This window comes from Modestobacter sp. SYSU DS0904 (genome assembly GCF_054051115.1).
The window spans coordinates 100991-115478 of record NZ_JBJHAQ010000003.1; the positions used below are offsets into that span (position 1 = coordinate 100991).

The following is a 14488-nucleotide window of genomic DNA, read 5'->3' on the forward strand; positions in this document are numbered from 1 at the left end:
GCTCAGGCACCGGGCAACGGCCCGGCCAGGGCCAGCGCGACGTACCCGCCGAGCAGCAGCGGCGGGCCGAACGCGACCGCCGTGCGCCAGCGCGCCCGGCCGGTGGCGATCAGCAGCAGCGACCCGAGCGCCCCGATCAGCAGCCCGGCGAACACCCCGGTGAGCAGCACGCCCCAGCCGGCCCACCCCAGCAGCAGGCCGAGCAGGGCGAGCAGCTTGACGTCCCCGCCGCCGAACGAGCGCGGGTCGACCAGCCGGACGCCGGTGAGCACCGCCCAGGCCACCCCGGCGGCGAGCAGGGCCCGGCCCACGGCCGGCCAGGTACCGGTGACCGCGCCGTCCACCGCCAGGGCGACGGCGCCGACCAGTGCCGCCGGGTAGGTGACCCGGTCGGGCAGCCGGTGGCTGGCCAGGTCGACCCCGGCCAGGACGACGGCGGCGCCACCGAACCACCCCAGGGCGACGGCGGCGGGCCGGAGTCCGGCGAGCGCGGGCGCCGCCGCCAGCGCGGCCGCGGCGAGCAGGCAGGTGAGCGCCACCCGGCGGGGGGTCGGCCGGGCGGTGGGGTCGCGCCGGGCCAGCCGCACCGTCACCGCCGCCAGCCACGGCCCCAGCAACGCGCCGAGCGCGGCCCCGGCGAGAGGCACCGCGGCGGTCACCGGCGCCGGGTCAGGCGTCCAGCGCGGCGCGCATCGCCGCGATCGGCGCCGGCAGTCCGGTCATCAACTCGACCTGGGCGGTGGCCTGCCAGAACAGCACCTCCAGGCCGCTGATGGTGGTGCCCCCCGCCTCCTGCACCCGCTGGGCCAGCGGCGTGGGCCAGCCGGCGTACAGCACGTCGAGCACGGTCTGCCCGCGCCACCAGGCCAGGTCGGCCACGGCCGGCTGCCCGCCGACGGGCACGGTGCTCACCACGACGGGCGCGGCGAGGGTGCCGGTGCGGTCCAGCCGCTGGACGTCGGCGGTGACCCCGAGCTCGTCGATCACCCGCAGCAGGTCCCCGGCGCGGGCGGGTTCGCGGACGACGACGTCGATCCGCCGGGCGCCCAGGGAGGCCAGCGCGGTGACCGCGGCCGCCGCCGTCCCACCGGCGCCCAGCACCGCCGCGTGGTCGACCCGCTCCACACCGCCCAGCTGCAGCGCCATCCCGACGCCCTGGACGTCGGTGTTCTCCGCCCGCCAGCCGCGTTCGGTGCGGACCAGGGTGTTGGCCGCGTGGAGCAGCCGGGGCAGCTGGTCGACCTCGTCCGCAACCTCGACCGCCGCCTGCTTGCACGGCATGGTCACCGAGAACCCGCGCCACTCGGGGCCCAGCCCGGCCAGCAGCACCGGGAGGTCCTCCGCGCCCACGTCCAGGGCGTCGTAGGTCCAGCCGTCCAGCCCCAGCGCGGCGTAGGCCGCCCGGTGCAGCAGCGGGGAGAGGGAGTGGCTGACCGGCCGGCCGAGGACGGCGGCACGCCCGCCCGTCCCCGGCCCGCCGCTCAGTTGCCCGGGTTGTCCTGCAGCCACTGCTGGAACAGCAGGACGTTCTGCTGGTGCTCCTGGCCGGTCACGGCGAAGCGGGTCTCGCCGGTGTCGGGGTTGACCACCACGAAGTACCGCCACTCACCCGGGATCGGGTTGAGCACGGCCTGGATGGCGTCCTCCCCCGGGTTGCTGATCGCCCCCGGCGGCAGCCCGGGGTGCATGTAGGTGTTGTAGAGCGAGGGGTTGGCCCGGTCCTGCGGCGTCGTGGTGATGCCGCTCTTGCCGTTGGCGTAGTTGACCGTGGAGTCCATCTGCAGCGGCATGCCGTCACGCAGCCGGTTCTCCACCACCTGCGCCACCATGCCCATGTCGGTGACCGACATGGCCTCGGCCTGCACGATGCTGGCCTTGGTGACGACCTCCAGCCGCCGCTCGGCCGGGACGCCGAGCTGGTTGAGCACCTGGTCGGCGCGGGCGACCATCGCCGACAGCACCGAGATGGGGGTGTCGTCGGGGGTGACGTCGTAGGTGGCCGGGAACAGGAAGCCCTCCAGCGTGCCGCCGGCGTAGGCCGGCAGTCCGATCGCCGCGAAGTCGGCCGCCGCGGCCTGCCACTCCGCGAGCGGGATGCCGGTGCCCTCCGCCAGCCGGTCGAGGGTCTGGGCGACGGTCAGCCCCTCCGGCAGGGTCACCCGGGTGACCATCCGGGTCTCGGGGTGCAGCATCAGGTCCAGCGCGGCGGCGCCGGACATCTGCTGCCGCATCGAGTAGACCCCGGGCTGGATGCCGGTGGCCGAGTCGTTGGCCTCGGCGGCGTCCAGGAAGGGCCCCGTGGAGGCGATGACGTCCGCGGACACCAGCGACTGGGCGATGGTGCGCAGCGTGTCGCCCTCGCTCACCCGGACCTCGACCGCGCCGGTGCCCTGACCGGCGTAGTCCTCCGACGCGGGGTTGAGGGTGCGCCACAGCGCCTGCCCGCCGAACACGATGCCGGCGACCAGGCCGCCCAGCACCAGCAGGGAGAGCACGATCGTGACCGGCCGGCGGCGGCTCGGGGACGCCCCGCCCCCGTTGCCGGCTCCCCCACGCCGACCACGACCGCGACCGCCGCCACCCGAGCCGCCGGTGCCGTGGCCGTCGTCGGCGCCCAGGACCTCCAGGCCACCGGTCCGGTCGTGGTGGTCGGGGTCGGGGTGGTCGGGCTCGTGGTGGTCGGGCTCGTGGTGGTGGGGGTCGGGGTCCTCGGAGGCGCGGCCGTGGCGGTCGACGTCCTGCTGGTCGGCCCCGGCGAACTCGCCGGCGGGGTGGCCGTCCTCGCCGTCCGGCTCGCCGGGGTGCTGCCGGGCCTCGGCCCAGGCGTGCTCCGCCCAGGCGGCGTCGTCCCGGGTCCAGGCGGTGCCGTCGTCGGCGCCGAACTCGTCCGCGCCGCGGTCGTCGGCCCGGACCACCGGGTGGACCTCGGTGGCGAGCTCAGCGGTGCTCAGGGCCGGCGCCGCGGTGGCACCGGCGGTCCGGCTGCCCACCAGCACGCCCAGACCGCCCGCCGGGGGCGGCACGTCCGGCACCAGCCGGCGGCCGGCCCGCCAGCTCGGGTCGGTGTCGCCCACGGTGAACCGGTCGTCCTCGTCGTCGGCGGACGGCGCGGTCGGGCCGCCCGGCGACAGCGGCGGCCGGAGGTCGTCGACGGGCGTGCGTCCGGTCGGGACGGCCGGCCCGGCCGGGACGCCCCGGCCGGTGGGGGCTGCGCCCGGGACACGCGGAGGGACGGCGAGTTCGGTGGTGCGCGGGGCGGCGTCCGCGGCGGTCCGCGCACCGGGCACGGAGAGGCCGGGACGGGCCCAGCCGACCGGCGTCGCGGCCGCCGCGGCGCCGCCGCGCAGCACGCGGGAGCCGGGCAGCGCGCCGGTGTCGGACTCGGCCACGTGGCGGCGACGGGCGGGCCGACCGGCACCGGGCAGCTCGCCCTGGTCCTCGGTCAGCTGGGTCGAGGACCCGCCCCATGCGGCGAGCAGCTCGGCCGCGGGGCGCCCGGCGCCCTCGGCGGCGTCGAACTCGGAGTGTCGGCCGCGGGGAGGCGGCGGGGTCGGGTCGGTCACGAGGTGCGCCCCCCGGAGTCGGGACCAGTACGTGGTCGCCCGTCGAGGTGGCTCTGCAGGATCACGACCGCGGCGGCCTGGTCGATGACCGACCGCTGCCGGCGGCTGTCGATGCCCCCGGCGCGCAGGTGAGTGGCGGCGGTCACGGTGGAGAGCCTTTCGTCGACGAGGTGCACGGGGACGTCCCCGATGCGGCTGGCCAGATCTCGAGCGTAGGTGCTGGCATCTCTTGCCGACGCGCCCGACGCACCGGACAGGTGTTTGGGCAAGCCCACAACCACCTCGACCACCTCGTGTGTCACAACTAGCCCGGCCAGGTGGTCAAGATCCCGTTGGTCCTTGGCACGACGCACCGTCTCCAGCGGGCTGGCGAGGGTGCCGGTGGCGTCGGAGAGGGCCACGCCGACCCGGACGGTCCCGACGTCGATGCCCAGCCGCCGCCCCGGTGTCCACGACGGGCCGGACCGGTCCGGCCCGGTCACCGCGGCCTCCGCGGGCCGTCGTCCTCGGCCTGCCCGCCGGCGTTCTCATCAGCCGGCGCCGGCTCGGCGCGACGGCCGGCACCCGGCACCCGGGGCGGGTAGCCGCCCAGCTGGAGCCGGCCGGTCTGCGGCGCCTGCTTCGGTGCCGGCAGGGGGAAGGGCACCCGCTCCGTGTGGTGCCGGTCCCCGCCGGCCGGGGTGCCGTCCGGCTCGCCCGCCGGGCTGACGTCGTCCGCTGGTGCCCGGCCGGGCACCGGCGGACGGCCGGTCTGCTCGACCGGCTCCTCCACCGGCCCGGCGCCGGGCCCGTCGGACGTCGCGCTCACGAGCCGGCCGCCCCGATCGCCTGCCCGACCGCGGCCAGCGCCGCCGGGATGCCCGCCGGGTCGGTGCCGCCACCCTGGGCGACGTCCGGCTTGCCACCACCGCGCCCGCCGACCGGCCCGGCCGCGGCCTTGAGCAGGTCGTTGGCCGACAGGCCCCGCTGCTGCGCGGCGGGGTTCACCGCGGCGATGAGGGCGACCTTGCCGTCGGCCGCGGAGGCCAGCACCACCACGGCGGGCTGCTCACCGAGCCGACCCCGGACGTCGAGGGCGAGGCTGCGCAGGTCGCCACCGGACAGGCCGGCCGGCGCACCGGTGACCACCGCGACACCCCCGACGTCGGTCGCCGCGGCGGCCAGGTCGCCGGCGGCGGCCAGCGTCTGGCGGGCGCGCAGGTCGGCGAGCTCCTTGTCGGCGTCGCGGAGCCGGGACAGCATGCCGCTGACCCGGTCGACGATCCCGTCCTGCGGCGTCTTGAGCAGGTCGGCGAGCTGGCGGACCAGGTCACGCTCCCGGGCCAGGTAGCGGAAGCCCTCCAGGCCGACCGCCGCCTCGACCCGGCGGGCACCGGACCCGACCGAGCTCTCGCCGGTCAGCGCCAGCGTGCCGATCTGCGCGCTGCCGCGCACGTGGGTGCCACCGCAGAGCTCGCGGGACCACTCCCCGCCGATCTCGACCACCCGGACCTGCTCGCCGTAGGTCTCGCCGAACAGCGCCAGCGCACCGAACTCCCGGGCCTCGGGCAGCGTCATGTACAGCGCGCGCACCCCGTGGTCGGCGCGGACGGCGGCGTTGGCGACGTCCTCGATGTCCAGCCGCTGCCGCGTGGTCAGCGCGCCCTGCCAGGCGAAGTCCAGCCGCAGGTACCCCGGGCGGTTGTACGACCCGGACTGCAGGGCCTGCGGGCCGAGCACCTGGCGCAGCGCGGCGTGCAGCACGTGCGTGCCCGAGTGCGCCTGGCAGGCCGAGAGCCGCCACTCGCGGTCGACCTGCGCGGTGAGCTCGGTACCGGCGCGCAGCTCACCCTCGAGCACCCGCACCTGGTGGGCGACCAGGCCCTTGACCGGGCGCTGCACGTCGATGACCTCGGCACGGCCGCCGTCCCAGGTCAGCTCGCCGGCGTCGGCGACCTGGCCGCCGGACTCGGCGTAGAACGGCGTCCGGTCCAGCACGACCCGGGTGATCCCGCCGGGGCCCACCACGGGCTCGGCGTCGCCGGAGGTGCCGTCATCGCCCTCGTCGACGACCCCGAGCACCCGCGAGTCGGTGTGCAGGGCGTCGTAGGCCCGCCAGTCGGTCGGGCCGAACTCGCTGAGCAGCCGCCGGTAGGCCAGCACGTCGACCGAGCCGGTGCGCTTGGCCCGTGCGTCGGCGCGGGCGCGGTCGCGCTGCTCCTTCATCAGGGCCCGGAAACCCGCCTCGTCGACGCTGACGCCCTGCTCGGCGGCCATCTCCAGGGTCACGTCGATCGGGAAGCCGTAGGTGTCGTGCAGCGAGAACGCCTGGGTGCCGGACAGCGCGGGGGTGCCGGCCTGCTTGGCCTGGGCGACCGCGGTGTCGAACAGCGCGGTGCCGGCGGTGAGGGTGCGCCGGAACGCCTCCTCCTCGGCGTAGGCGACGCCGGAGATGCGGGCGAAGTCCCCGGCGAGCTCGGGGTAGCTGGCGCTCATCGCGTCCCGGGAGACCGGCAGCAGCTCCGGCAGCGTGGCCTCGTCGACGCCGAGCAGCTTCATCGACCGGACCGCGCGGCGCAGCAGCCGGCGCAGGATGTAGCCGCGGCCCTCGTTGCCGGGGGTGACGCCGTCGCCGATCAGCATCAGACCGCTGCGCACGTGGTCGGCGACCACACGCAGCCGGACGTCGGCCTCGTGGTCGGCCCCGTAGCGCACGCCCGCCAGGTCGGCGGCCCGCCGCAGCACCGGCGCGACCTCGTCGATCTCGTACATGTTGTCGACGCCCTGCAGCAGGTAGGCCACCCGCTCCAGGCCCATGCCGGTGTCGATGTTCTGCTTGGGCAGATCGCCCAGGATGGGGAAGTCCTTGCCCTCCCCCGGGCCCCGCTCGTACTGCATGAAGACCAGGTTCCAGATCTCCAGGAACCGGTCACCGGCGCGGTCGACGGCCGGGCCGCCGTCCGGGCCGAACTCCTTGCCGCGGTCGACGTAGATCTCCGAGCAGGGACCGGCCGGGCCGGGCGCACCCGTGGACCAGTAGTTGTCGTCCATGCCCAGCCGCTGGATGCGCTCCTTCGGCACGCCGGCGATGCGGTGCCAGGCCTCGGCGGCCTCGTCGTCGTCCAGGTAGACCGTCACCCAGATCTTCTCCGGGTCGAAGCCCAGCCCGCCGGCGGCGACGTCCCCGGTGATCAGCTCCCAGGCGTACTGGATCGCCCCCTCCTTGAAGTAGTCACCGAAGGAGAAGTTGCCGTTCATCTGGAAGAACGTGCCGTGCCGGGTGGTCTTGCCCACCTCCTCGATGTCGAGGGTGCGGACGCACTTCTGCACGCTGGTCGCCCGCGGGTAGGGAGCGGGCTCGCGGCCGGTCAGGTACGGGATGAACGGCACCATCCCGGCCACGGTGAACAGCAGCGAGGGGTCGGGTGACACCAGCGAGGCGCTGGGGACGACGGTGTGCCCACGCTGCTCGAAGTGCTCCAGGAAGCGGCGGCGGATCTCGGCGGTCTGCATGCGGTGGGTCTCGGTTCTCCAGCCAGCGGGTGCTGCCTGCGGGAGGCAGCGGGGAGGGTGGGGCTCAGCTGTCCGCGGCGTGCGCGCCGCGGCGGGAGGGCAGCTCGATCTGGGAACTGTCGGGCAGCGGGGCGTCCAGGCCGGTGCCGGCGCGCAGCTCCTCCTCGCGCTCGACCATCGCGGCCCGGACGTCGGCGCCGAAGTCACCGATCGCGTCGGCCAGCTCGCGCAGCCCGTCGGCGAGGTTGCCGGCCATCGACTGCGGGGTGAGCTTCTCCGCGGTCTGGGACAGCTTGCGGACGACGAGGACGCCGATGGTCACGCCCATGGCGAGCCAGAACAGCCGGCGCATCAGATGGCCTTCCGGGCGGCGCGGCGGGCCCGCCGCTCGTCCCTGGTCGTGCGCTGGGCGTCGGCGAGCGCCTGGCCCTCACGCTTCTTCCTCGCGGCGCTGCGGACGCCGTAGCTGAACGCGGCCACCTTGATCAGCGGGCTGCCCAGGGTGGCGGCGAAGACGCTGGTCAGCGCGGCCACGTTGCTCGAGACGTTGGCGGCGTTGCCGGTGATGTCGTCGACCCGCTCGAGGTTGGCGTTGACGTGGGTGACCGTCGTCGACGCCTGGCTGAGGATCGGCTGGCTCTGCTCCCGGACCTGCCGGATGGTCAGCGTGGTCTCGTCGAGCGTGCGCCCGAGCTTCATCAGTGGCACCGCCACGATGAGCACCAGCAACGCCACCGCGATGGCTGCGATCAGCCCGGCGATCTCTCCTGCGGACACGTGGTGGGTCCCCTTCGTCGTCATCTGCGTGCGCGGTGGTCCGACCACCGGTCGGGCAACCCTAGCTGTGCCCGGCGTCCCTCAGCCCCGGCGCCGGACGATCGCCCGCAGCTTGGCCAGCCGCGCGCCGATCTGCGCCTCCACCCCGCGACCGGTCGGCCGGTAGTAGTCGCGGCCCACCAGGGCGTCGGGCGGGTACTGCTGCGGCACCACGCCGTCGGCGTGGTCGTGCGGGTAGGAGTAGGTCTTCCCGTGCCCGAGCTTCTTCGCCCCGGCGTAGTGCGCGTCGCGCAGGCCCGGGGGCACCGGACCGGCCAGCCCGGCGCGCACGTCGGCCACGGACTCGCCGATCGCCGTGGTCAGCGCGTTCGACTTCGGCGCGGTGGCCAGGTGGGCGACGGCCTGGGCCAGCGGGAAGTGGCCCTCGGGCATGCCGATGAAGGCCACGGCGTCGGCCGCGGCGACCGCGGTCAGCAGCGCGGTGGGGTCGGCCATGCCGATGTCCTCGCTGGCGGAGATCACCAGGCGGCGGGCGATGAAGCGGGGGTCCTCCCCCGCCTCCACCATCCGGGCCAGGTAGTGCATCGCCGCGTCGACGTCCGATCCGCGGATCGACTTGATCAGCGCGCTGGCGACGTCGTAGTGCTGGTCGCCGGCGCGGTCGTAGCGCACCGCGGCCTGGGCCACCGCGGTCTCCAGGGTCGGCAGGTCGATCTCGGTGACGCCGGTGGCGAGCGCCGCCCCGGCGCCCGACTCCAGCGCGGTCAGCGCCTTGCGGCCGTCACCGCCGGCGATGCGGAGCAGGTGCTCCTCGGCCTCCGCGCTCAACGTGACCGCGCCGTCCAGGCCCCGGTCGCTGGTCAGCGCGCGGCGCAGCAGCGTGCGGACGTCGTCGTCGCCCAGCGGCTGCAGCGCCAGCACCAGGCTGCGCGAGAGCAACGGGCTGACCACGGAGAAGAACGGGTTCTCGGTGGTGGCCGCGATGAGGCTGACGATCCGGTCCTCCACCGCCGAGAGCAGGGAGTCCTGCTGGGTCTTGGAGAACCGGTGCACCTCGTCGATGAACAGCACCGTGCGCCGGCCGGCCATCGTCAGCTCGCGCTTGGCCGAGCTGATGACCGCGCGGACCTCCTTCACCCCGGAGTCCAGCGCGGACAGCTGCACGAACTGGCGCTTGGTGGCCAGGCTGATCACGTGCGCCAGCGTGGTCTTGCCGGTGCCGGGCGGGCCGTAGAGCACCAGGGACATCGGCTCGTCGGCCTCCACCAACCGGCGCAGCGGAGCCCGGGGGGCCAGCAGGTGGGCCTGCCCGACGACCTCGTCCAGCGAGCGGGGCCGCATGCGGACCGCCAGCGGCGCACCCGGGTCGACGGGTGCGCCGCCGTCCTCGTCGGGCGCGGGGTCGAACAGGGAACTCACGGTTGCGACGCTACCCGGGGGGCACGACAGCTCCCATGCATCAGCGACGCATCGGCGACCGCACCGTCAGCGCCGTCGGCCTGGGGGCGATGCCCCTGTCGAGCAAGGACGACCGCCCCTCCCCCGCCGACGCCGAGGCGGTGGTGCACGCGGCGCTCGACGCCGGCGTGACGTTGATCGACACCGCCGACGCCTACGCCCACGACGAGGCGGAGTTCGGGCACAACGAGGAACTGGTGGCCCGGGCGCTGCGCTCCCACCGCGGATCCACCGGCGACGTCCTGGTGGCGACCAAGGGCGGCCACACCCGCCGCGGCAGCGACTGGGACCTCGACGGCCGCCCCGAGTACCTGCGCCGCGCCTGCGAGGCCTCGCTGCGCCGGCTCGGTGTCGAGGCCATCGGGCTGTACCAGTTCCACCGGCCCGACCCGGCGACGCCGTGGGAGGACTCGATGGGCGCGCTGCGCTCGCTCGTCGACGACGGGCTGGTGCACCTGGTCGGGGTGTCCAACGCCGACGTCGCGCAGATCGACACCGCCCGCCAGGTCATCGGCCCGGCGTTCGTGAGCGTGCAGAACCAGTTCTCCCCCGGCTGGCGCTCCTCGGCCGGCGAGCTCGCCCACTGCGCGGAGCTCGGGCTGGCGTTCCTCCCGTGGAGCCCGTTCGGCGGGGTGTCCTCGGCGAAGTCGCTGGGCTCGACCGCCGGCGCCTTCGCCACGGTGGCCGACGAGCTCGGGGTCTCCGTGTACCAGGTCACCCTCGCCTGGCACCTGGCCCAGGCCGACGTCGTCGTCCCCATCCCGGGCGCCTCCCGGGCGGCGTCGATCACCGACTCCGCGGCGGCCGCCGACCTGCGGCTGACCCCCGAGCAGCTCGCCCGCCTCGACGCCGCCTGACCCGAGCCGGGCTCCTCCCGGTTGATCATCGGCGATCGGCGTGCCCCGTCGGCGTGTCGGCCGACCACTCGCCGATGATCGACGCCGAGGTGGGCCGCCGGTCCACAGGGGACCGCGGCTTCCACAGATGCCGCACGACCATCGTCGCGACCGGTCGGCCCGGTCGACGGTGGCTGCATGCCCTCCCCCGAGCCGACCACCGTGGCCGCTGCCCGAGCCGTGGGGCTGACCCGGGCGCAGCTGCGCGGCCCGCAGTACGTCCGTCTGCTCCACGGGGTGGTCGTCCGCCTCGACGACGCGATCGACGAGTTCGAGCGGTTGCGGCTGCTGGCTTCGGTGCTGCCGGCCGACGCAGCGTTCAGCCATCGCACCGCCGCCGCCCTGCTGGGCGCCCACGTCGATCCACCGGTCCGGCCGCACGTCGCGCTCACGCCCCGACGGGTGCTCCCCCAGCACGCCGGGCTGGTGATGCACGGGCGGCAGCTGACGCACGCGGACGTCGTCCGGCACGCCGGCCTGCGCATGACCTCCGGTGCGCAGACCTTCCTCGATCTCGCACCGTTGCTGCCGCCACCGGAACTGGTCGCGGTGGGCGATGCGCTGTACCGCCGTGCACACCTCGACCCCGCCCGCCTGGGCGACCGACTGGCCCGCGCCGGCCGGGTGCGCGGCGTGGTCCGCGCGCGGGCCTGCGCACCTCTGCTCACCCCGAAGGCGCACTCCCGCCCGGAGAGCATCACCCGCTACTGGCTGCTCACCAGCGACCTACCCGACCCTGAACCTCAGGTGGAGGTCCACGATCGCCGCGGTCGGGTGGTGGCCCACGGGGACCTGGGCTACAGCCGCTGGAAGGTCCTGCTGGAGTACGAGGGGCAGCAGCATGCAGAGCCCGACCAGTTCGACCGGGACGTCGACCGCTACAGCCTGATGGCCGCCGACGGCTGGCTGGTGCTGCGGTTCACGCGCCGGCACCTGAGCACGCCCGACGTGGTCGTCGGTCGCACGCGGGCGGCACTGCTCAGCCGGGGATGGCGCCCCGGCCCCAGGTGATCATCGGTGATCGGCTACCGGACACGCCCCTGGGGCAGTGCACGTGCCGATGATCATCCAGGCGGGGCGGGGATCAGGCGGCCCACGGATCGGGCGCCTCGCGCAGCACCGGACGGCGATCCGAGGCCAGCTGCTCCACCAGGTCGGCGGCCTGGCCGGCGCCACCACGGGCGGCCAGCGAGGTGGCCACCTCCGCGGCCCGCCGCGCGTACCCCGGGTCGGCCAGCACGCGTGCGACGGCGTCCGCCACCTGCGACGGCCGCGGCCGTCCGGTACGCAGGTCGATCCCGGCACCGGACCAGGCGACCCGGCGGGCGATCTCCGGCTTGTCCAGGGTCCCGCCGGCGACCACCAGGGGGACGCCGGCCGCCAGCGCCGCCAGCACCCCGCCCCACCCGCCGTTGGTGACCACGACCGACGTCCGGGGCAGCAGCCGGTCGTAGGGCAGGAACGAGGCCTGTCGCGCGTTGGCCGGCACCACCGCAGCCGGGAGGTCGGCACCGCCGGTGGCCGCCGCGACCGTCACCGGCCGGTCGGCCAGCCCCCGCAGCGTCGGCAGCAGCAGATCGGTGGGGTCGACGTCGTAGGTGCCCTGGGTGACGTGCACCAGCGGTCGGCCGTCGTCCGGCAGCTCCGGCCACCAGACGGGCAGCGGGGCCCCGCCGGGCGGCGGGGCCAGCTGGCCGACGAAGTGCACGTGCCGGGGCAGGTCACCGCGCGGGTACTCCACTTCCGGGACGCCGTGGGCGAGCACCAGCTGCGGTGAGTAGAAGGCGTCGAGGGCCCCCGACGACGCGGGGCCCAGGTCGAGCTCCGCGCGGACCTCGGTGGCCACCCGGTCCAGCCGCCGCCCCAGGGCCAGGTGCGTGAGCCGGCGCAGCGCCGCGTCGCGGGCCCGGCCGCGGCGCCCACGACCCGGCTGCAGCCCGAGCCCGAACGGCGGCACATCGCGGCTGGTCAGCCCGAGTGGCACCAGGGAGACCGAGGCCCAGGGGGTGCCGGTGACCTCGGCGGCGAGGGCCGAGCCGACCGCCAGCTGGTCGGAGACGAGCACGTCGAACGGGCCGGCGGCGAGCAGGTCCCGCGCCTGGCCGGGGCCGGTGCGCAGGAAGACGTGCTCCACGTTCGCGGTGACCGCGCGCGGTCCCCGCCCGTTGCCCACCTGCGGGAAGGTGGCCCGCAGGTCGGCGTCGTCGAAGTCCGGGGCCTGTCGCCAGGGCAACCAGGTGGCCCCGGCCGCGGTGAAGCGGTCGGCGTACTTGTGCCCGGTGTAGGCGACGACGTCGTGCCCCCGGACGCACAGGGCCGCGGCGACCGCAGCCATCGGCGTGGCATGACCGGCGAACGGCATCGCCGCGACCAGCACCCGCATGCCCGCCACTCCTCCCGCCGTCCCGCTCTCGCGGTGATCATCGGCGAACGGCTGCCCGACACGCCAGTGCAGGCGGCCGTCCGCCGATGATCAACTGCGGCGGACGAGCGGGCTCAGGCCTTCTTCGACGGGTCGGTCGGGCCGGGCGCACCCGGCTCGCCGGGGGCCGGCTCGGCGTGCGGGTCGACGTCGATGCCGGCCTCCTTCCGCTGCGCCGGGGTGATCGGCGTCGGCGCGCCGGTCAGCGGGTCGAAGCCGGCCCCGGTCTTCGGGAAGGCGATGACCTCGCGGATGGAGTCGACGCCGGCCAGCAGCGCGGTGAGCCGGTCCCAGCCGATGGCGGCGCCGGCGTGCGGCGGCGGGCCGTAGTCGAAGGCCTCCAGGAACCAGCCGAACTGGGCCCGGGCCTCCTCCAGCGTCATGCCGAGGGTCTGGAACACCCGCTCCTGCAGCTCGGCGTCGTGGATGCGGACCGAGCCGCTCATCAGCTCGTTGCCGTTGCACACCAGGTCGTAGGCGTCCGACAGCGCGGCGCCCTTGTCCTCGGTGAAGCGCTCCCGCCACTCCGGGGTGGGCGAGGTGAACGGGTGGTGCATGAACGTCCAGTCGCCGTCCTCGGTCTGCTCGAACATCGGGAAGTCGACGACGAACAGGAACGACCACGAACCGGGCTCGATCATCTCCAGCCGCTTGGCGACCTCGTTGCGGGCCGCGCCGAGCAGCTCCTGGGCCTGCCGGCGGGGGCCGGCGGCGAAGAAGACGCAGTCGCCCGGCGCCGCGCCGACCGCCTCGACCAGCCCGGCCCGCTCGGCCTCGGAGATGTTCTTGGCCACCGGGCCACCGAGCGTGCCGTCCTCGGCGACCGTGACGTAGGCCAGGCCCTTGTAGCCGCGCGACCGCGCCCAGTCCTGCCAGGCGTCGAAGGCCCGCCGCGGCTGCGACCCGCCGCCGGGCATCACGATCGCGCCGACGTAGGGCGCCTGGAAGACCCGGAAGGGGGTCTCGGTGAAGTAGGAGGTCAGCTCGGTGAGCTCGACGCCGAAGCGCAGGTCGGGCTTGTCGGAGCCGAACCGGTCCATCGCCTCGCGGTAGGTCATCCGCGGGATCTCCGGGACCTCGTACCCGGCCAGCTCGCGCCACAGCGCCCGGATGACGTGCTCGGCCACCGCCAGGACGTCGTCCCGGTCGACGAAGCTCATCTCGAAGTCCAGCTGGGTGAACTCCGGCTGCCGGTCGGCGCGGAAGTCCTCGTCCCGGAAGCAGCGGGCGATCTGGTAGTAGCGCTCCAGGCCGCCGACCATCAGCAGCTGCTTGAACAGCTGCGGCGACTGCGGCAGCGCGTACCAGTGGCCCGGCTGCAGCCGTACCGGGACGACGAAGTCGCGGGCGCCCTCGGGCGTGGACCGGGTCAGCGACGGGGTCTCGACCTCGGTGAACCCGTGCTGGGCCATCACCCCGCGGGCGATCCGGTTGACCTCGCTGCGCAGCCGCAGGGTCGCCGCCGGGCCCTGCCGGCGCAGGTCGAGGTAGCGGTACTTGTAGCGGACGTCGTCCCCGGCCGCCTGGGCGGTCTCGATCGGGAACGGCAGCGGCGCCGCGGCCGACAGCACGGTGAGGTCCGCGGCGACGACCTCGATCTCGCCGGTGGAGAGCTCCGGGTTCTCGTTGCCGGCGGGGCGGCGCTGCACCTGCCCGGTGACGAGCACGCAGTACTCGTTGCGCAGGGCGTGCGCCTCCTCCTCGCGGACGACGACCTGGGCGTAGCCCGAGGAGTCGCGCAGGTCGAGGAAGACGACCCCGCCGTGGTCGCGGCGGCGGGCGACCCAGCCGGCGAGGGTGACCGTGGAGCCGGCGTCGGAGGCGCGGAGCGTCCCGGCGTCGTGGGTGCGCAGCAAGGGAGTGCCTTTCTCAGGGAGTAC

13 protein-coding genes are annotated in these 14488 nt (G+C 75.3%); 2 read left to right on the plus strand and 11 right to left on the minus strand.

From position 1 onward, the window contains the following. Positions 1-2: 2 nt before the first annotated feature. The 9 genes from ACI79U_RS02980 to ACI79U_RS03020 form a co-directional block, all read right to left on the minus strand. The gene (locus tag ACI79U_RS02980; RefSeq protein WP_457064935.1) at positions 3-659 is read right to left on the minus strand and encodes a prepilin peptidase; all 657 of its coding nucleotides are present in this window, start codon (positions 657-659) and stop codon (positions 3-5) included. Between the two features lie 10 nt (positions 660-669). Then, positions 670-1509 carry a shikimate dehydrogenase gene (locus tag ACI79U_RS02985; RefSeq protein WP_457064933.1) on the minus strand — a complete coding sequence of 280 codons (840 nt, stop codon included), beginning with the start codon at positions 1507-1509 and terminating at the stop codon, positions 670-672. Beyond that, a complete protein-coding gene (mltG, locus tag ACI79U_RS02990) occupies positions 1482-3563 on the minus strand; it encodes an endolytic transglycosylase MltG (RefSeq protein ID WP_457064931.1) in 2082 nt (693 codons plus the stop codon). The genes ACI79U_RS02985 and mltG overlap by 28 nt, the downstream gene beginning before the upstream one ends. Continuing rightward, complete coding sequence (gene ruvX / locus ACI79U_RS02995) at positions 3560-4045, minus strand: Holliday junction resolvase RuvX (protein WP_457064929.1); 486 nt, start codon at positions 4043-4045, stop codon at positions 3560-3562. The genes mltG and ruvX overlap by 4 nt, the downstream gene beginning before the upstream one ends. After that, entirely contained in the window at positions 4042-4371 is a 330-nt protein-coding gene (locus ACI79U_RS03000) for a hypothetical protein (RefSeq protein ID WP_457064927.1), read from the minus strand. Before ACI79U_RS03000 ends, ruvX begins: the two co-directional genes overlap by 4 nt. Next, a complete protein-coding gene (gene alaS, locus ACI79U_RS03005; protein ID WP_457064925.1) occupies positions 4368-7055 on the minus strand; it encodes an alanine--tRNA ligase in 2688 nt (895 codons plus the stop codon). The genes ACI79U_RS03000 and alaS overlap by 4 nt, the downstream gene beginning before the upstream one ends. Before the next feature lie 64 nt (positions 7056-7119). After that, entirely contained in the window at positions 7120-7407 is a 288-nt protein-coding gene (locus ACI79U_RS03010) for a hypothetical protein (RefSeq protein WP_457064923.1), read from the minus strand. After that, positions 7407-7832: a DUF948 domain-containing protein gene (locus tag ACI79U_RS03015; RefSeq protein WP_457064921.1), complete on the minus strand. Its 426-nt coding sequence runs from the start codon at positions 7830-7832 to the stop codon at positions 7407-7409. The genes ACI79U_RS03010 and ACI79U_RS03015 overlap by 1 nt, the downstream gene beginning before the upstream one ends. A gap of 81 nt (positions 7833-7913) precedes the next feature. After that, positions 7914-9251, minus strand: coding sequence for a replication-associated recombination protein A (locus ACI79U_RS03020; protein ID WP_457064919.1), 1338 nt, complete (start codon positions 9249-9251; stop codon positions 7914-7916). 35 nt (positions 9252-9286) lie between these two features. Here ACI79U_RS03020 and ACI79U_RS03025 point away from each other — a divergent pair, with 35 nt between their 5' ends. After that, a complete protein-coding gene (locus tag ACI79U_RS03025) occupies positions 9287-10147 on the plus strand; it encodes an aldo/keto reductase (protein WP_457064917.1) in 861 nt (286 codons plus the stop codon). Positions 10148-10324: 177 nt separating this feature from the next. Then, entirely contained in the window at positions 10325-11197 is an 873-nt protein-coding gene (locus ACI79U_RS03030) for a DUF559 domain-containing protein (RefSeq protein WP_457064915.1), read from the plus strand. 73 nt (positions 11198-11270) lie between these two features. On the opposite strand, the gene ACI79U_RS03035 is transcribed toward ACI79U_RS03030, so the two are convergent. Together ACI79U_RS03035 and aspS are read right to left on the minus strand one after the other, a co-directional pair. Continuing rightward, entirely contained in the window at positions 11271-12569 is a 1299-nt protein-coding gene (locus ACI79U_RS03035; protein WP_457064914.1) for a glycosyltransferase, read from the minus strand. 113 nt (positions 12570-12682) lie between these two features. Then, positions 12683-14464 (minus strand): aspartate--tRNA ligase, encoded by a 1782-nt coding sequence (gene aspS, locus ACI79U_RS03040; protein WP_457064912.1) that lies wholly within the window; start codon positions 14462-14464, stop codon positions 12683-12685. Between the last annotated feature and the right edge of the window lie 24 nt (positions 14465-14488).